This is a genomic window from Streptomyces nigra (assembly GCF_003074055.1).
Classification (GTDB): Bacteria; Actinomycetota; Actinomycetes; order Streptomycetales; family Streptomycetaceae; genus Streptomyces; species Streptomyces nigra.
Map to the genome: position 1 here is coordinate 888,707 of NZ_CP029043.1, position 18,033 is coordinate 906,739.

Below are 18,033 nucleotides of genomic sequence, written 5' to 3' on the forward strand. Positions count from 1 at the left end.
CTAGTGGGCCACCGCGGCCGCGCCGTGTTCGTCGACGAGCGCGCCGGTGGTGAAACGGTCGAGGGAGAACGGGGCGTTGAGGGCGTGCGGCCGGTCGTGGGCGATGGTGTGCGCGAAGACCCAGCCGACACCGGGGGTCGCCTTGAAACCGCCGGTCCCCCAGCCGCAGTTGAGGTAGAGGCCGTCCACGGGGGTGAGGCCGACGATGGGTGAGGCGTCGGGGCTGACGTCGACGATGCCGCCCCAGGTGCGCAGGACGTGGGCGCGGGCGAACACGGGGAAGAGTTCGAGGGCGGCCGCCATCTGCTCCTCGATGATGTGGAAGGCTCCACGCTGGGTGTAGGAGGGGTAGGCGTCGATGCCGGCGCCCATCACCAGCTCGCCCTTGTGGGCCTGGCTGACGTAGACATGGACGGCGTTGGACATGACGACCGTGGGGTGGACCGGCTCGAGGAGTTCGGAGACCAGGGCCTGCAACGGATGGCTCTGGAGCGGGAGTTCGATGCCGGCCATGGCCGCGAGGACGGAGGTGTGGCCCGCCGAGCACAGGGCGACCCGGCCGGCTGCCACGGGTCCCAGGTTCGTGCGGACTGCTACGACTCGGCCGCCGGTGATGTCGAGTCCGATGACCTCGCAGTTCTGGACGATGTCGACGCCCGCCGCGTCCGCCGACCGGGCGAGGCCCCAGGCCACATGGTCGTGCTTGGCGATGCCGGCGCGCGGCTGGTAGGTGGCGCCCAGCACCGGGTGGCGTACGTCGGGCGAGGTGTCGACGATCGGGCAGACCTCCTTGACGCCGTCGGGGTCGAGCCATTGCGCGTCGACGCCGTTGAGACGGTTGGCCTCGACGCGGCGCACTCCGTCGCGGACGTCCTGGAGGCTGTGCGCGAGGTTCAGTACACCTCGCCGGGAGAACAGCAGGGGGTAGTCGAGCTCCTGCTCCAGTCGCTCCCAGAGCCGTAGGGCGTGTTCGTAGATGCCGGCGCTCTCGTCCCACAAGTAGTTGGAGCGGATGATCGTGGTGTTGCGGGCCATGTTGCCGCCCGCGAGCCAGCCCTTCTCCAGTACGGCGACGTCGGTGATGCCGTGGTTGCGGGCCAGGTAGTGGGCGGTGGCCAGGCCGTGTCCCCCGCCGCCGACGATCACCACGTCGTACGACTTCTTGAGGTCGGGGGTGCGCCAGAGCCGGTCGGGATGGCCGGGGAGGTCCGGGTGGCCGCGGAGGTCCGGGGGGCCCGGGACGTCGGCCTCCGAGGTGCCGAAGCCGTTCATGGGGTCTCCGTCCGCCTGTGAAGGCCGCGGCACGGTGGGTTCATCCCCGGAGCCGGGTCATCGCCGGGTCGAACAGTGGCTCCTCCGCCACGACCGCCTTCACGCGCCGCCCGAACCAGCCGATGTCCAAGGCCCTTCCGGGGACGGCGCGTTCGGCCGGGAGCCACGCGTAGGCGACGCCGGTGCCGACCGTGTAGCCGTACCCGGCGCTGGTGACGTAGCCGACGACGCGGTCGCCGTCGTACACGGGCTCCTTGCCCATCACGACGGACCGGGGGTCGTCGATGGCGAGGCAGGTCAGCCGGCGCCGGACGTCGGTCCGCCGACGCTCCAGCGCGGCCTTGCCGATGAAGTCGTCCTTGTCGGGGCGGACGGCGAAGCCGAGGCCGGCCTCGTAGGGGTCGTGCTCGAAGGTCATGTCGGTGCCGAAGGAGCGGTAGCCCTTCTCGAGGCGGAGGCTGTTGAAGGCGCCCCGCCCTGCGAGGATGCCGCCGACCGGTTCGGCGGCCCGCCACAGGGTGTCCCACAGGCGCAGCCCCAGGTCGGCGGTGGTGTAGAGCTCCCAGCCGAGTTCACCGACGTACGACAGCCGTAGCGCCGTCACCGGGACGCTGCCGATGTGGGTGCGGCGGGCGCGGAAGTACTTCAGGCCGGTGTCGGAGAAGTCGTCCTCGGTGAGGGGCTGGAGGATGTCGCGGGCGCGTGGGCCCCACAGGCCGACGCAGCAGGTGCCCGGGGTGATGTCGCGGACCTGTGCGGTGCCGTCGGCGGGCAGATGGCGGGTGATCCAGTCGAGGTCGAGGCTGCCGTTGACGCCGACCTGGAAGAGGTCGCGGCCGAGCCGGGCGACGGTGATGTCGCTGCGGATGCCCCCGTCGTGGTCGAGGAGGAGGGTGTAGGTGACCGAGCCGACCGACTTGGCGACCCGGCCGGTGCACAGGCGTTCCAGGAGGGCGGCGGCGCCGGGGCCGCTGACCTCCAGGCGTTTGAGGGGCGTCATGTCGTACAGGGCGACGGTCTCGCGGGTGGCCTGGGCCTCGGCGCCGACGATCGGCGACCAGTAGCGGGCCGCCCAGTCGTCCGGCGTGGGGATGGAACGGCCGTCCAGGAGACGGGCGTTGGCCGCGTACCACTGCGGGCGTTCCCAGCCGCCCGCTTCCAGGAAGTACGCGCCGTGCTCCCGCTGGCGGACGTGGAAGGGGCTGGTGCGCAGCGGGCGCGGCTCCCCGGACGGCTGGAGGGGGTGGAGGATGTCGTACACCTCGACGAAGTTCCGGCAGCCGCGGGTCAGGACGTACTCCGGTGCCAGCTGGTGCGGTTCGAAGCGGTTGACGTCGCATTCGTGCAGGTCGAACGAGGAGCAGTGGCCGTCGACCAGCCATTCGGCCATGGCCCGGCCGACGCCGGCGCTGTGGGTGACCCAGACGGCCTCGGCGACCCAGAAGCCCTTGACGTCCGGGGACTCCCCCAGGAGCGGGAAGTTGTCGGTGGTGAAGGAGAACAGGCCGTTGATCCCGTCCTCGACCTTCGCCTCCCGGGTGGCGGGCAGCAGGGAGCGGGTCTCGGTCCAGGCCGGCGCGAAGTCGTCCTCGGTGAAGTCGAGGACGGACGGCATGCCGCCGGCGGCGTCGACGGGGAGGATGTCGTCGGCGCGGACCGGCATCGGGCGGTGTCCGTAGGAGCCGATGCCGAGGCGGTCGAAGCGGTCGCGGTAGTAGAGGCCGGCGTCCTGGTGGCGCAGGATCGGGCGGACCGCCTCCTCCCTCTGGCCGGCGAGGGCGGGGACGGGTCCGGTCCAGGCGAGTTGGTGGGCGAGTGGGGTCAGCGGCAGGTTCATGCCTGCCATGCGGGCGATGCGGGGGCCCCAGATGCCGGCGCAGCACACGACGATGTCCGCGTCGAGGTCGCCGTGGTCGGTGCGGACGCCGGTGATCTCGCCGTCGGCGGTGCGGATGCCGAGGACCTCGTGGCGGTCGAGGACGCGTACGCCGCGGGCGCGGGCGCGGCGGAGCTGTGCCTCGACGGCGAGGACGGCCCGGGCGAGGCCGTCGGTGGGGACCAGGAGTCCGCCGAGGACGCGGGCGGGGTCGAGGAGCGGGTGCGCGGCGACGCATTCGTCGGGGGTCAGCAGGCGGGCCTCGACGCCCCAGGCGGTGACCCAGCCGTGCCGGCGCCGCAGTTCGGCCAGCCGCTCGGGGCCGGTGGCCACTTCGAGCCCGCCGACCTGGAGGAAGCAGGGCTCGCCGTCGACGTCGAGGGAGGTGAGTTTCTCGACGGTGCAGCGGGCCAGGTGGGTCATGGTCCTGGAGGGGTTGGTCTGGAAGACCAGGCCGGGGGCGTGCGAGGAGGAGCCGCCGGTGGCGGGGACGGGGCCCTGGTCGACGACGGTCACGTCGGTCCAGCCCCGGGCGGAGATCTCGTCGGCGAGGGCCGCTCCGACGACTCCCGCTCCGATGATGACCACTCGGGGTCCCGCCATCGCCGCACCTCCGCTTGAGTTGCTCTGTGCGCAACGTGCCTCGGGTCGCGCAACTCAATGTGCCCGCCGTGCCAGGGGGTGTCAAGGGCGCGGGTGACGTGGTGGAAGGGCTCCGGGAAGCACGGAAGCCCGGTGGCCGGGCGCAGGTCGCGCGCTGCGGCCACCGGGCTTCCCGGGGCGTCTACTTGAGCCAGGCCTCCACCTTGTCGCGGTTGGCCTCGACCCACTTCTTCGCCGCCGCCTCGGGGCTCATCCTGTCCACGGCGATGTACTTGGCGACGGTGTTCTGGTCGTCGTTGGTCCAGGTGAAGTTCTTCACCAGGTCGTAGGCGGGGCTGCCCGACTTGGCGAACTTCGCGCTGACGATCTTGTCCAGTTCGTACTCGGGGTAGTCGCAGGCGACCTTCTCGGCGTCGGCGTCACAGCCGTCCGTGTAGGGCGGCAGCTTCACCTTGACGAGGGGCACCTCGGACATGAACCACTGCGGCTCGTAGAAGTAGCCGATGACCCATTCCTTGTCCTTCTCCGCCTTGCGGAAGGCCTGGATCAGCGCGGTCTCGCTGCCCGCGTACACGACCTTGAAGTCCAGCTTGAGGTTCTTCACCAGGGCCTCGTCGTTGGTGACGAACGACGGGTCGCCGTCGAGGAGTTGGCCCTTGCCGCCCGACTCGGAGGTGCGGAACTCGTCGGCGTACTTGTTCAGGTTCTTCCAGTCGGTGATGTCGGGGTGCTCCTTCGCCAGCCACGGCGGTACGTACCAGCCGATGAGCCCCTTGTTGCCGGTGGGCCCGGCGTCGACGGCGGTCTTCTGGTCGGTGATGTACTTCTTCTTGAGGTCGTCGTGGCCCCAGTTCTCGATGACGGCGTCGACCTCGCCCGTCCCGAAGCCCTGCCAGGCGATCTCCTCCTTGAGGTCCTTCTGCCGGACCGTGCAGCCGAGGTCGTGCTCGGCGACGTACGCGACGACGGCCGCGTCGGCCTCGTAGCCGACCCACGGGTTGACCGCGAGGTTGAAGGTGCCGCAGGAGCCGGAGCCGGACGAGCCGCCGGAGCCCGCGGAGTCGTCGCCGACCTTCGCGCCGCCGCACGCGGTGAGGGTGAGGGCGAGGACGGCCGTACCGGCCGCGCCGGCCCGCCAATGTCGTGCCATGGTGGGGTGCTCCTTATGCGCTGGTGCGGCGAGCCGCCGCCTGGGTGATCCGGTCGAACATGACGCCGAGCAGGACGATGGCGAGCCCCGCGGCGAGTCCCTTCCCGTACAGCTGTCCCTGCGAGAACCCGGCGACCACGTCGTAGCCGAGGGCTCCCGCGCCCACCAGACCGCCCACCACGACCATCGACAGCACATAGATCAGGCCCTGGTTGGTCGCGAGCGTCAGGGCGCTCCGTGCCATGGGCAGCTGCACCTTGGTGACGATCTGCCAGGTGGTGCACCCGGCGGAGGTGGCCGCCTCCACGGTGGCCGCCGGCACGTTCCGCACCCCGTCCGCGACGATCTTCACGACGACGGGTGCCGCGTAGACGACGGCGGCGACGATCGCCGTGAAGCGGGTCGCGCCGAACAGGGCGAGGAACGGCACGAGATAGACGAACGGCGGCAAGACCTGGGCCGCGTCGAGGGTGGGCCGCAGCAACCGGTCGACGAGGGCGCTGCGGCCCATCCACACGCCGAGGCCGATGCCGAGGACCATCACGAGGACCGTGGCGACGACGGTCGACGCCAGGGTCGTCATGCTGTCCGACCACAGTCCGGTGCCGACGAGCAGACCCACGCAGACGGCCGTGGTGAGGCCGGCGCTCCATCCGCCGAGGACGGCGCCGAGGGCGATGAGGGCCGCGCCGACCAGCCACCACGGGGAGTCGGTGAGCAGCGTCTGGAACGGGTTGAGCAGGCCGGTGGTGAGCGCGTCGCGGAAGGCGTTGGTGAGTCCGGAGAGGTGGTCCTGCGCCCAGGTGGTCACGGTGTCCGCGCCCCGCGAGATGGCGCTGCCGACACCGCCCTCGCCGGGGAACTCGGCCGCCCAGACATAGGTGTGGGACAGATACACGAGGACGGCCGTGACGGCCGCGCCCGCGCCGAGCAGGGGGCGCCGCCAGGCGGCCGTACGGCCGTGCGCGTGGCGGGCGGCCTCCTGGCGGGCGCCCGCGGCGGTGGTGACGCGGTCCAGCACGATGGCCATGACGACGATGGCGAGGCCCGCGTTGAACGCCGTGCCGACGTCGAGCGACTGGAGGGCCTGGACGACGGTCTTGCCGAGGCCGGGGGCGTCGATCAGGGCGGCGACGGTCACCATGGCGAGGGCGGCCATGATGGTCTGGTTGACGCCCATGACGACGGTCCGCGCGGACATCGGCAGGAGCACCTTCGTCAGGGTCTGCCGCCGGGTGGCGCCCAGCGAGTCGGCCGCCTCGACGGTGGTGGTCGGCACGGAGCGGATGGCGTGCGCGGTGAGGCGGATGGCGGGCGGCGCCGCGTAGATGAGGGTCGCGATGGTCGCGGAGGCCGGGCCGATGAGGAAGAACAGGGTGAGCGGGGCGAGGTAGACGAAGGTCGGCATCGTCTGCATGAAGTCGAGGAACGGCGTCACGATCCGGTGGACCCGGTCGGACAGGCCCGCCCACACCCCGAGCGGGATCGCGAGGAGCAGGGCCACGAGTACGGCGGAGAGTGTCAGCGCCAGGGTGTCCATGCTCTCCTGCCACAGCCCCTGGAGGCCGAGGAAGGTGAAACCGGCCACGGCGAGCAGCGCGACCTTCCAGTGGCCGACGGCCCAGGAGACGTATCCGGCGAGGCCGACGACCCCCAGCCAGCCGATCTGCGGCACGGGACGGCCGGCCCCCGACTGGGAGATCAGCTCCTGGACGAAGGTGACCAGGGTGTCGACGACGAGCCGGATCTCGTTGAAGAAGTACAGGAACAGCGGGTCGGAGTTGCGGTCCGCGCCGATCGAGTCGTTGACGTCGTTGAACCAGCGGTGCAGATCGGTGAGGTCGGCGGCCGCCAGGGACAGGGTGTGCCGGCCGCGCAGGACGGCGAAGAGCAGCAGCCAGAGCACGAGGATCGCGGCCATGACGAGGGGACGGCCGGGCCTGCGCGCGGTCCGGGGCGGGGGGCCGGGTGCGTCGGTGCCGGTCTCCTCGGGTCTCTCCACGGCGACGGTCATCGGGTGCCGCCGTCCCCTCCGGCGACGACGGCGAGGATCTCCTCGTCGCCGACGATGCCGAGGAGTTCGCCGTCCCGGACGACCTTGACGGGCCGGTCGGCGGCCAGCACCGCCCGGGTGGCCTCGCGCACCACGACGTCCGGGCCCAGCTCCGGGCCGTCGAGCGCGTCACCGTCCTGGGGCGGGCGCATGATCCAGCGCAGGGTCAGGACGTCACCGCGTGGCACGTCCTCGACGAACTCACGGACGTAGTCGTCGGCGGGGGCGCCGACGAGGGCGTCGCCGGTGCCGCACTGGACCGTCCGGCCGTCCCGCATGATCAGGATGCGGTCGCCGAGCTTGAGCGCCTCGGACAGGTCGTGGGTGATGAACACCATCGTCTTGCCGACCTCGCGGTGCAGCCGGACGACCTCGCTCTGCATGTCGCGGCGGATCAGCGGGTCGAGCGCGGAGAAGGGCTCGTCGAAGAAGAGGACGTCGGGGTCGCCCGCCAACGCCCGTGCCAGGCCGACGCGTTGCTGCATACCGCCGGAGAGCTGGTCGGGGTAGGCGTTCTCGTAGCCTGCGAGCCCGACGAGTTCGACGACCTCCTGCGCGCGGCGAAGGCGGTCGCCGCGGCTCATGCCGCGGATCTCCAGTCCGAACGCCACGTTGTCGACGACCCGTCGGTGCGGCAGCAGCCCGAAGTGCTGGAAGACCATGGAGAACTTGCGGCGCCGCAGCTCCCGCAGCCGGGCGGTGTCGGCGCCGCTGATGTCCTCGCCCTCGAAGACGACCTCTCCCGCGGTGGGTTCGATCAGCCGGGTGAGACAGCGCACCAGGGTGGACTTGCCGGAGCCGGACAGGCCCATGACGACGAAGACCTCGCCGGGTGCGACGTCGAAGTGGACGTCGCGCACGGCGGCGGTGCAGCCGGTGCGGTCCATGAGTTCACGGCGGGTCAGTCCGCGCAGCTCCTCGGAGTGCGGCACCCGGTCGGCCTTCGGCCCGAACACCTTCCACAGCCCGCGTACGGAGACGACCGGGGTGGAGTCCGGGTCCTCGGACGGGCCGCGCCGCTGCGGCGGCACCTCGGTGTGAGTGGTCACGGTCGACCTCGTTTCGGCGTTCAGCCGCGGATCCGGTGCTGCGGCCGGTGATGGATGTGCTGCCGGGCGGATGGGGGCATGCGGAAGGCGTCCGGACGGGCCGGCCTCGGTGCGTGGTCCGCGTCCGACGGGCCGGTGTCGCCGCGTCGGGGGCGTGGGGCGCGGGACCGGTTGGGCCGGTGGGGCCGGTTCAGCCGCCCGGACGGTCCGGGCGCCTCGGCACGCGCGCCGCCGTCGCCGCGTGAGGCAGAGGCTCGCGTCGCCGTGGGGGTGCACCCGGCGGGGCGTCGGACCGCCCGGTGGTTTCCGGCCACCGGGCCCCGCCACGCGCCGTCCACGAACAGGTCTGCCACGCGCCGAGCCTTTCGACAGAAGTCGTTGCGCAATGTGCACCCGATTGCTTGTGGTGGAACACCTTTGCGAATCGGCCGACCGGCGTCAAGGGGGCGACGGATGACGATCGCGTATGCCATGCCTTCCCCACGGCACCGCGCGCCGAACGCGGCGACTCCCGGACGCCGGTGCCACGGCTCCCAACTTCCCAGTGGACTAAGGGACTTGTGCGACGAATCCGAGGAGCGCGGCAACGAGTTCCGCCGGGGTGTCCTCCTGGACGAGGTGTCCCGCACCCGCCAGCGGCTCGAACCGCGCGCCGGGCACGAGCGCGGCCAGTTCGCGCCCCTTCGCGACCGGGATCCAGGTGTCCTCCTCGCCCCAGCACACGAGCACGGGGATCGCGATGTCGCCGTAACGGCTCTGGATCTCGTCGGTGTGGCGCTGGTCGGCCTGTGCGATCTGCCGGTAGAACGCCGCCTGCCCGGACGGATCCAGCCAGGGCTCGACGAGCCGTTCGACGACGCCGGGGCGCAGCCCGGGGGCGCTGGCGGAGGAGACGTACGCGCGCACGAGGGCGCCGTGCAGAGCGGGCGGCAACTGCTCGAACACGGCGGCGTGTTCGCGGACCAGGCGGAAGAACGGCGAGCCCCACGGGGCGAGGGCGACCGGGTCGACGAGGGCGAGGGCCCGGTAGCGGGCGCCGTGCAGGAGGTGGGCGCGCAGGGCGACGGCGCCGCCGATGTCGTGCGCGACGACGAGCGGTTCCTCCAGGCCCCAGTGGGCGAGCAGTTCGGCGAGGACGCGGCCCTGGGCGGCCAGGGACACGTCCTGTCCGGCCGCCTTCTCGGACCGCCCGTACCCGGGCATGTCCCAGACGTGGACCCGGTGGTCCCGGGCGAGCGCGCGGGCGACGCCCCGCCAGACGTACGACGAGAACGGGGTGCCGTGCAGCAGGACGACCGGGGGGCCGTCGGGCGGGCCCAGCCGGTCCCAGCGGACGGCGCCGGACGTGCTGGTGAAGGTGTGGGTGAGCGGCCAGTCGGTTCCGGTGGTCATTCCTCTCCCGGGTGGAGGTCGGTGGACACGGTCCCTCCACTCTCGCCGCGGTGCCGGTGGAACGCGACCTTCGCGGGGGCCAGGGGCTCTCTGCCGAGGATCAGGTCGGCGGCCTTCTCGGCGATCATCATGACGGGCGCGTGGACGTTGCCGTTGGTGACGTACGGCATGACCGAGGCGTCCACGACCCGCAGTCCGTCCAGGCCGTGGACGCGCAGACTCGCCGGGTCGACGACGGCCAGGTCGTCGGTGCCCATCCGGCAGGTGCAGGACGGGTGCAGGGCCGTCTCGCCCTCCCGGGCGACCCGGTCGAGGATCCGCTCGTCGGTCTCCACCTCCGGGCCCGGGGAGATCTCGCCCGCGTCGTACGGGGCGAGCGCCTGGCGGCCGAGGATGTCGCGGGCGACGCGGACGGCCTCCACCCACTCGCGGCGGTCCTGTTCGGTGGAGAGGGTGGAGTAGTTGCGGGGAGTTGATGGCGCCGCCGCACAGGATCACCTCGCCGGCGCGGACCTGCCGTAAGCCGCTCGGGCCGCGCCGGTACTCCACGCCCACGGCCCGGCCGCCCTCGAAGAGGACGCGGGTGACCAGGGCGCGGGTCCGCACGGTGAGGTTGGGCCGCGCCGTCGCGGGCCTCAGGTACGCCTTCGAGGCGGAGAGCCGGCGGCCTCGGTGCAGGGTGCGGTCGAAGGCGGCGAAGCCCTCCTGCTTCCTCACGTCGTCGCCAGGCATGCCAGACGCGACGCGTGATACGCACCAGGTTGCGGACGGCGCAACGTGGAGACCCGATCGAGACATGTCCGCCCGGTAACCGTGTTGTTTACTGCGCGTATAGTTTCACTGTGAGCAACTACAGCCCTGACCCGGAGACGCCGACGTCGCAGGCGGGCGGCGTGCAGTCGGTGGACCGCGCCATCACTGTCATGGAGATCCTCGCGCAGCGTGGCGAGGCGGGGGTGAGCGAGGTCGCCGCCGAGATCGACGTCCACAAGTCCACCGCCTTCCGGCTCCTTGGCGCGCTGGAGTCCCGCGGGCTGGTCGAGCAGGCCGGGGAGCGCGGCAAGTACCGGCTCGGCTTCGGCATCGTCCGGCTGGCCGGGGCGGTCACGGGCCGTATCGACATCACCCAGCAGGGCCGCCCGATCTGCGAGCGTCTCGCGGAGGAGCTGGGCGAGACCGTCAACATCGCGGTGATGCAGGAGCATTACGCGATCAACCTCTACCAGGTGCGTGGGCCGGGTGCCATCACCGCGCACAACTGGGTGGGCCAGCTGACCCCGTTGCACGCCACCTCGAGCGGCAAGATCCTGCTCGCGCATCTGCCCGCCGAGGAACGCGCGGCGCTGCTCGCCCGGGCCGGCCTGAAGAAGGTCACCCCGCACACCATCACGGCCCGGACGAAGCTGGAGAAGGATCTGGCGGCGGTGCGGGAGCGCGGATACTCGCTCACGCGTGAGGAGTTGGAGATCGGTCTGCACGCCATGGCGGCACCGGTGCGCGACCGCGACGGCAACGTCATCGCCGCGCTCAGCGCCTCCGGCCCGGCGTACCGGCTCACCGAGCAGCGGATGCACGAGCTGTCCCCGGTGCTGCTCAAGGGCGCCGAGGAGATCAGCCACCGGATGGGGTTCCTGGGCTGACGCCTTCCGTCAGGCGTTCCGTCACCCAGGCGTGGAAGGCCCCGATGTGGTGCTCGCTGGGCACCAGCACGCCGCCCTGGGCATAGAGGCGGGAGCTCATCCCGGGCTGGGTGCGCTCGCAGGCCGCGAAGTCCTGCCGATTGACCCGGTCGAAGAGCTCCACCGACCGGCTGACGTCCGCGCCGCCGTCGACGACGTGCGGGAGGTACAGCCAGTCGCACTCCACGAGGGTGCGATCGACGGAGACCGGGTACATCCGGTGGAAGATCACATGGTCGGGGACCAGGTTGATGAACACCTGCGGTTTGACGGTGATCGCGTAGTAGCGGCGGTCCTGTTCCCCGGCGATGCCGGGCAGCCGGTCCAGGCCCTCGGAGCCGTCGACGGTGAAGCCCCGGACGTCCGCGCCGAACTCGGCGCCGTGGCCGACGTAGTACTGGGCGGCGTAGCCGTCGGCGAACTCGGGCAGCACCTCGGTGAGTTCGGGGTGGATGGTGGCGCAGTGGTAGCACTCCATGAAGTTCTCGACGATGAGCTTCCAGTTCGCCCGTACGTCGTAGGCGATCCGCCGGCCCACCGCCAACTCCTCGATGCCGTAGCGCTCCAGGGACGGGAGGTCGCCGAGGCGGGTGACGACGTCTCCGATCACGTCCTCCTCGAAGGACGGCGGTTCCGGTGCGAGGCACACCCACACATAGCCGAGCCATTCACGGACGGCCACGGTCGCGAGGCCGTACGTGCCGCGCCCGACGTCGGGCATCCTGCTGAGGTTGGGGGCCGCGACGAGCGTGCCGTCGAGTCCGTACGTCCAGGCGTGGTACGGGCATCTGAACGCCCGCCGCACCTCGCCGCCGTCCTCCGTGACGAGCCGGGCCCCGCGGTGCCGGCACACGTTGAGGTAGGCGCGGACGCCGTGGTCGCGGGCCCGGGTGACGAGGACGCTCTCCCGGCCCACGTCGACGGTGCGGAAGGCGCCGGGCCGGGGCAGGTCGGCGGCGCGCGCCACGCAGCACCACATGGCCTCGAAGATGCGCTCCTGCTCCTGGGCGAAGACGCCGGGGTCCGTGTAGGCGGAGCCGGGGAGGGTGGCGATCAGGCTGTCCGGCAGGCCGGTCGGAGTCACGGTGCGCTCCTCGGGGACGTCGGGGAGGGTGAGTTCACGCGCGGGGCGGGGGCGGCCGCGCCGGTCAGGAGGCGGCGGCGAGCTGCCTGCGCCAGCGGGTGAAGAGGCGTGGGCGGTTCATCCCGAGCGCGGCGACGGGGTGCCCGGCCCGGCGGTACACGGCGAGGACGTCGCGGCTCTCGGCGCCCCCCTCCTCCACGGTCACGCTGTCGGCACCGGCGGCGTGCCCCGCGAACTGGATGCGGACGCCGTACTGGTCGGACCAGAAGTACGGCGGCCTGGGGGCTCCCGGTTGTGCCGCCCCCTCGGCCGGCAGGGCGGCGACCGCCGTGTCGGCGCGTTCACGCGCGCTCGTCCAGTGCTCGACGCGGCGGTGCCGGCCGGCCCGCGGGTCGTACCAGTCGGCGCAGTCCCCGACCGCGACCACTCCGGGGAGGCTTGTACTCCCGTGCGCCGAGCAGGTGACGCCGTCCCCCAGGGCGATGCCGGAGCCCGTCAGCCAGGCGACGCAGGGGCGGGCGCCGACGCCGGCCACGACCACGTCGGCCGGGACGGTCCGTCCGTCCTCGAGCAGGACGGCGGTCACCCGCCGCTCTCCGCTCAGCCCCTTGACGCCCACTCCGCACAGCAGCCGCACCCCGTGGTCCGTGTGCAGGCCGGACACGACGGCGCCCATGGCCGCGCCGAGCGGTCCGGCGAGGGGTGTGGGGGCCACCTCCACGACGGTCACGTCGAGTCCGAGGCCGTGCGCGGTGGACGCGACCTCGGCGCCGACGAAGCCCGCGCCGATCACCACCAGCCGTACGCCGGGCGTGAGTTGGGCTCGCAGGGCACGGGCGTCGTCCAGGGTGCGCAGGGTGTGCACTCCGGTCAGACCCCGGGTGCCGGGCAGGGTGCGGGCGGCGGCGCCGGTGGCGACGACCACGCCGTCGGCCCGGATCTCCCGGCCGTCGGCGATCCGGACGGCACGGGTGGTGGGGTCGAGGGCGACGGCCCGGGTGCCGAGCAGCCATTCGGCGCCCAGGTCCTCGTCGTCCGTCTCCAGGGCGAGGTCGGTCTCGTCGACGGTCCCCGTGAGGAACTCCTGGGACAACGGGGGCCTGTCGTAAGGGCGATGGGGTTCGTCCCCGACGAGGACGAGCCGGCCGTCGTAGCCGCGCCGGCGCAGGGAGCGCGCGGCCGACAGTCCGGCGAGGGAGGCGCCGACCACGGCGACGGTCCTCACGCGGGACCGCCGGCCACCCGGACGGTGACGCAGGGCGGCAGGTCGCGTGCCGCGGTGGAGAGCCGGACGTGGATCACACCGTCAACGACGACGATCTCGTGGGTCCGCACCGGGCGCCGGGCGGGCGGGCCGTCGACCGCCCCGGTCCGCAGGTCGAACGCCGAGGCGTGCAGCGGGCATTCGACCGCACTGCCCTCCAGCCAGCCGTCGGCGAGCGAGGCGTCCTGATGGGTGCAGGTGTCGTCGATGGCGAAGAGTTCACCGTCGTCGGTGTGGAACACCGAGACCGGCGGATCGAGATCGAGCCGGAAAACCTCGCCTCGCGGCAGATCCGCAAGACGGCACACGGGAATCATCATGACACCTCGGTGCGTATAGCGAAACGGATTGCGGTGAACGCAACGCCAGTCTGGAGGCGGCCCAGAAGCGTTGTCAAGGAGTCACCGGGCACCGATCCAGCCCCTCTCCGGACCCTCCGAAGATCCCGAACCACCTGCGAAAACAACGGAATCGGCGCCAGCGAGAGCGACCAGCCGGGACGACACTCGCGACCGCCCGTCCACGACGGACCGCCGCACGGCCCGTTCCGCAGGGGGCCCCTTCATGCCATGCTCATGCGAACGTATTCCTGAACAGCGTTCATGTATATGGCCGTTATGGCTTTGAGCGACTCGGAGGCTGGAGATGAGAGCGACGTCCCGATGGGGTGTCCTGCTGATGGCGCTGGCCGCGTTCACCACGGGCGCCGTCCCGGCCGCGACGGCCGACGCGCGGGAGCGGCACACGCCCCGCGTACCGCACACCGTCGTCCTGGACGGCTCCCGCATGCAGCGGACGAAGGTCCGCCTCGACCACGGGGACCCCGAACTCCGGCGCGCGGTGGGGGCGTTGCGCGTCCGGGCCGACGCCTGGCTGGACCAGGGCCCGTGGACGGTCGTCGACAAACCCCGGCCCGCCCCCGGCGGCGACGTCCACGACTATCTGAGCCAGGCCCCCTACTGGTGGCCCACCACTGCCCCGACCGCGGACAACCCGTGGGGCTGCCCGTACGAGCAGCGCGACGGTCAGCGCAATCCCGAGGTCGACTCCGGCACCGACCGCCAGGACGTGGAGAAGACCTTCGACTCGTCCTACGACCTCTCCCTGGCCTGGTACTACACCGGGGACCGCCGGTACGCCGAGAAGGCCGCGCGCGTCCTGCGCACCTGGTTCCTCGACCCGGCCACCAGGATGAACCCGAACCTCGACCACGCGCAGTTCATCCCGTGCCGGTACGACGGCCGCGCCATCGGCATCATCGACTTCTCCCAGTCGTACACCGCCGTCCTCGACGCGGTCGCCCTGCTGGAGACGGGCGCTCCCGGCTGGACGGCGGACGACCGGGCCGCCATGCGGCAGTGGAACGCCGACTTCCTGACCTGGCTCCGGGACAGCGACTTCGGCCGGCAGGAGGCCGCGGCCGCCAACAACCACGGCACCTTCTACGATCTGCTGCTCGCCGGGCTGGCGTCGGCGACCGGCGACCGGGAGCTGGCCCGGCGGACCGTGCGGGACGTGGGCCCCCGGCGTATCGCGCCGCAGATCGCGTCCGACGGCGGGCAGCCCCAGGAACTCGCCCGCACCCGGAGCTGGCACTACTCGACGTTCGACCTGGTCGCCTACACCCGTCTCGCGGCGATCGGCCGTCATGTCGGCGTCGATCTGTGGGCGTACCGGGGACCGGACGGGCAGAGCCTGTTCAAGGCCGTGGACTATCTGCTGCCCGCCGCGACCGGTGCCGCGCCCTGGCCGCATCCGGAGCTGGAGTTCCACCGTTTCGCGGCGACGGACGTCGTGCACGCGGCGGCCGACGCCGGGGACCGCCGGGCACGGCAGGCCGTCCCACTGCTCGAGGAGCCGCCGGGCGGCGATCTGTGGGCCCTGCGCCCGGCGGCGGAACAGCTGGACTCGATCGCGGGGTGACCGGCGGCCCCGCGGGTCAGACCGTGGAGAGGTCGATCGCCCGGTCGACGTCGGCGGGCCGCAGCACCCGCAGGATGCCCTCCAGCAGGTAGTAGTCGGCGTACGGGAGGGAGATCTCGACGCCGTCCTCGGCCGGGCGGTTGCGGGTGCAGCGGGCCACCACCGCGTCCGCCCGGGCCGAGGAGGTCGTCAGGCACGTCTCCGCCAGCGCGGTGAGGATGCGCAGCGCCACCTCGCGGTACCGCTGCCTCCCGGTGACGGCGGCCAGGTCCAGCAGGGCGCAGGCCATGACGGCGCCGGCGGAGGCGTCCTTGACGTCGTGGGGCTGCTGCGGGGCGCGGAAGTCCCACACCGGTATGTGGTCCGGGGTGAGGGCGCCGATGGCGTGGTCGGCGAGGGCGCGGGCGGTGGCGAGGAAGTCGCGGTCGCCGGTCCTGCGGTACATGGTGGTGAACCCGTACATGCCCCACGCCTGTCCGCGCGACCAGCAGGAGGTGGGGCTGTAGCCCTGGACCGTGTCGGGCCCGATCGGGGCGCCGGTGGCCGGGTCGAAGTCGTACACGTGCGGGGTGGAGCCGTCGGGGCGGGGGAAGACGCGCCGCGCGGTCCTCGCGTGCTCGACGGCGATGTCCAGGTAGGTCTCGTCGCCGGTCTGCTCGCTCGCGAACGCCAGCAGGTCGAGGTTCATCATCGTGTCGATGATGACCCGGCCGGCGTTGTTCGGGTCGTCGAGGCCGCCCCAGGCCCGGATGAAACGCCCGCGCGGGTTGTACCGGCGGATGAGCGTGCCCGCCGCCTTCAACGCTCCGGCCCGCCAGGCGTCGTCCCCGGTCAGACGCCACGCGGTCACCCAGGACGGATAGAAGAGGAAGCCGAGGTCGTGGGTGCCGGTGTCGTTCTGGCGGGGTGCCAGCTTCTGCGCCGAGGCGAGGGCCCGGGTGCGGAACGCGTCGTCGCCGCTGTACAGCCACGCCATCCACAGCGTGCCCGGCCAGAAGCCGCCGACCCAGTCGCCGTTCTGGGAGTACACCCACTTCTCGAATCTGGTGCCCACCGGGAAGGCGGTCACCGTGGGTGAGACGGCGGCGAGCTTGTCGACCGCGTAGTCGGCCGCCTCGCGAAGGGTGCGCTGGGCCGATGCGGGTGCCGTCGTCGCCGCGGCCGCGGCCGGTGCCGGTAACGCACCGGCCGTCGCGGCTCCGGCCGCCGTGGCCAGCACAGTACGCCGGGAAAGACTCATGCGGACTCCTCCAACTGCTCGGTGGGGGAACGGAGTTGACCGAGCCTTGCATGAGCCGTGCCGCACTGTACACCCACGTGGGCGATGTTCATCCACCTGAACAGACGGAACGGTCACCTGAACGGATGAGGCTCCTTGACGTCGTCCCGCTCGCCCTCCGCCTGGGACGGCTCCGTCCTCGGGACCTCCGGGTGCTGCTCCGTGGCCGCGCGCTCCGCCGGTTCGTCGCGTTCACCCTCGGCCTGGGACGGGGTGTGCGAGTACAGCCAGCGGTCGTAGTACGAGGCTCCGCTCTTCATGGCCGACCTCCCTCGACGGTTGTCTCCATGCTCCCCCCGGCGCGGGCCGCCGACCAGCTCAGCGGGTCAGCCCCAGCCGGTCGCAGGCGGCCCGCAGCTCCGGGACGCAGATCTGCCCGACGGTGTAGACACCCTCCCGCACCAGGGTCCGCTCCACGTCCTGCGCGGTCACCTCGGTCGGGGTCAGCAGGGTGGCCGGGATGTCCCGTCGGGTGGCGCTGTCGATCGTCGTGGTGGCGACGTCCTCCGCGGACTCGCCCCGGCCGAGCGCCAGGGCCATGGCGGCGGCCGCCTCGGCCTCCTTCTCGAACGGCTTGTACACCGTCATGTACTGCTCGCCCGCGACGATGCGCCGTACGGCCTCCAGGTCGGCGTCCTGCCCGGTGACCGGCGGCGGCTTGTCGACCCCGGCCTTGCGGAACGCGGAGACCACCCCGGCGGCGATGGCGTCGTTGGCGGCCAGGACCCCGCTGATCCGGTCCGCCCCGAGCGCGGAGATCGCGGCCGACATGTTCGCGTGGGCGCTCTCCGGGCTCCAGCCCGCGGTGTCGTAGGACCGGGCGACGGTCACCTGGCCCGCCAGGACGGACAGGGCGCCACGGCGGAACCACCCGGCGTTGGCGCTGCTCGGGTCGCCGTTCATCATCACGACCGTCCGGCCGTCGCCGCGCGCCTTCATCGCCGTCAGCAGCGCCTCGCCCTGGAGTCTGCCGACGCGGGCGCCGTCGAAGCTGACGTACCCGGAGACGGGCCCCTCGGCGAGGCGGTCGTAGGCGACGACGGGCACCCCGGCCCGGCGCGCCTCCTGGATCGAGGAGCGCAGCGCCTTGCTGTCGGCAGGGTCGAGGATGAGCACCTTCACCCCCTTGGTGATCATGGAGGTGACCTGGTCGCGCTGGCGGGCCGCGTCCGCGTCGGCGTTGGCGTACTCCACCCGGCACTCCGGGCACTGCCGCTCGACGTGCTTCTCGATGAGCGGCTTGTCGGCCAGTTCCCAGCGCGGGGTCACCCGGTTCGGCAGGAGCAGGCCGACCGTGAAGCCGTCGCTGCCGCCGGTCCGCTCGTCGGAGCCGCACGCGGCCAGGGGCACCGTCAGCAGACCCGCGACGAGCGCCGCGGCGACGTGCAGCGTACGGGTGCGCATCACAG

The 18,033-nt window shown here is 72.3% G+C and carries 14 protein-coding genes and 1 pseudogene; 2 read left to right on the top strand and 13 right to left on the bottom strand.

Features of this window, described 5'->3' with window-relative positions:
* From DC008_RS04085 to DC008_RS04115, 7 genes and pseudogenes are all read right to left on the bottom strand, one after another.
* Entirely contained in the window at positions 1-1,272 is a 1,272-nt protein-coding gene (locus tag DC008_RS04085; protein ID WP_208645808.1) for a sarcosine oxidase subunit beta family protein, read from the bottom strand.
* Between the two features lie 40 nt (positions 1,273-1,312).
* Positions 1,313-3,751: a GcvT family protein gene (locus DC008_RS04090; RefSeq protein ID WP_108705758.1), complete on the bottom strand. Its 2,439-nt coding sequence runs from the start codon at positions 3,749-3,751 to the stop codon at positions 1,313-1,315.
* A gap of 181 nt (positions 3,752-3,932) precedes the next feature.
* On the bottom strand, positions 3,933-4,901 hold the full coding sequence (locus DC008_RS04095; RefSeq protein ID WP_108705759.1) for an ABC transporter substrate-binding protein: 969 nt from the start codon (positions 4,899-4,901) through the stop codon (positions 3,933-3,935).
* 13 nt (positions 4,902-4,914) lie between these two features.
* Positions 4,915-6,915 carry an ABC transporter permease gene (locus DC008_RS04100; RefSeq protein WP_108705760.1) on the bottom strand — a complete coding sequence of 667 codons (2,001 nt, stop codon included), beginning with the start codon at positions 6,913-6,915 and terminating at the stop codon, positions 4,915-4,917.
* Complete coding sequence (locus DC008_RS04105) at positions 6,912-8,003, bottom strand: quaternary amine ABC transporter ATP-binding protein (protein ID WP_108705761.1); 1,092 nt, start codon at positions 8,001-8,003, stop codon at positions 6,912-6,914. Before DC008_RS04105 ends, DC008_RS04100 begins: the two co-directional genes overlap by 4 nt.
* Positions 8,004-8,552: 549 nt before the next feature.
* A complete protein-coding gene (locus DC008_RS04110; RefSeq protein ID WP_108705762.1) occupies positions 8,553-9,395 on the bottom strand; it encodes an alpha/beta fold hydrolase in 843 nt (280 codons plus the stop codon).
* Positions 9,392-10,118: pseudogene (locus DC008_RS04115) on the bottom strand (GMC oxidoreductase); the annotation flags it as partial. The gene DC008_RS04110 and the pseudogene DC008_RS04115, both read right to left, overlap by 4 nt.
* Positions 10,119-10,288: 170 nt before the next feature.
* Between DC008_RS04115 and DC008_RS04120 the strand changes: the two are divergent.
* Positions 10,289-11,035: an IclR family transcriptional regulator gene (locus tag DC008_RS04120; protein WP_108705763.1), complete on the top strand. Its 747-nt coding sequence runs from the start codon at positions 10,289-10,291 to the stop codon at positions 11,033-11,035.
* On the opposite strand, the gene DC008_RS04125 is transcribed toward DC008_RS04120, so the two are convergent.
* From DC008_RS04125 to DC008_RS04135, 3 genes are all read right to left on the bottom strand, one after another.
* A complete protein-coding gene (locus DC008_RS04125; RefSeq protein ID WP_108705764.1) occupies positions 11,007-12,158 on the bottom strand; it encodes an aromatic ring-hydroxylating oxygenase subunit alpha in 1,152 nt (383 codons plus the stop codon). The two genes, DC008_RS04120 and DC008_RS04125, sit on opposite strands and share 29 nt — an antisense overlap.
* Positions 12,159-12,222: 64 nt before the next feature.
* Positions 12,223-13,383, bottom strand: coding sequence for an NAD(P)/FAD-dependent oxidoreductase (locus DC008_RS04130; RefSeq protein ID WP_108705765.1), 1,161 nt, complete (start codon positions 13,381-13,383; stop codon positions 12,223-12,225).
* The gene (locus DC008_RS04135; RefSeq protein ID WP_108705766.1) at positions 13,380-13,742 is read right to left on the bottom strand and encodes a bifunctional 3-phenylpropionate/cinnamic acid dioxygenase ferredoxin subunit; all 363 of its coding nucleotides are present in this window, start codon (positions 13,740-13,742) and stop codon (positions 13,380-13,382) included. The genes DC008_RS04130 and DC008_RS04135 overlap by 4 nt, the downstream gene beginning before the upstream one ends.
* A 325-nt stretch (positions 13,743-14,067) precedes the next feature.
* Between DC008_RS04135 and DC008_RS04140 the strand changes: the two genes are divergently transcribed.
* Positions 14,068-15,345, top strand: coding sequence for an alginate lyase family protein (locus DC008_RS04140; protein ID WP_108705767.1), 1,278 nt, complete (start codon positions 14,068-14,070; stop codon positions 15,343-15,345).
* 16 nt (positions 15,346-15,361) lie between these two features.
* Here DC008_RS04140 and DC008_RS04145 read toward each other — a convergent pair whose 3' ends face one another.
* From DC008_RS04145 to DC008_RS04155, 3 genes are all read right to left on the bottom strand, one after another.
* Positions 15,362-16,585, bottom strand: a complete 1,224-nt coding sequence (locus DC008_RS04145) for a glycoside hydrolase family 88 protein (RefSeq protein WP_108705768.1) — start codon at positions 16,583-16,585, stop codon at positions 15,362-15,364.
* 113 nt (positions 16,586-16,698) lie between these two features.
* The gene (locus tag DC008_RS04150) at positions 16,699-16,884 is read right to left on the bottom strand and encodes a hypothetical protein (RefSeq protein ID WP_108705769.1); all 186 of its coding nucleotides are present in this window, start codon (positions 16,882-16,884) and stop codon (positions 16,699-16,701) included.
* Positions 16,885-16,942: 58 nt separating this feature from the next.
* On the bottom strand, positions 16,943-18,028 hold the full coding sequence (locus DC008_RS04155) for a sugar ABC transporter substrate-binding protein (protein WP_108705770.1): 1,086 nt from the start codon (positions 18,026-18,028) through the stop codon (positions 16,943-16,945).
* Positions 18,029-18,033: the final 5 nt, after the last annotated feature.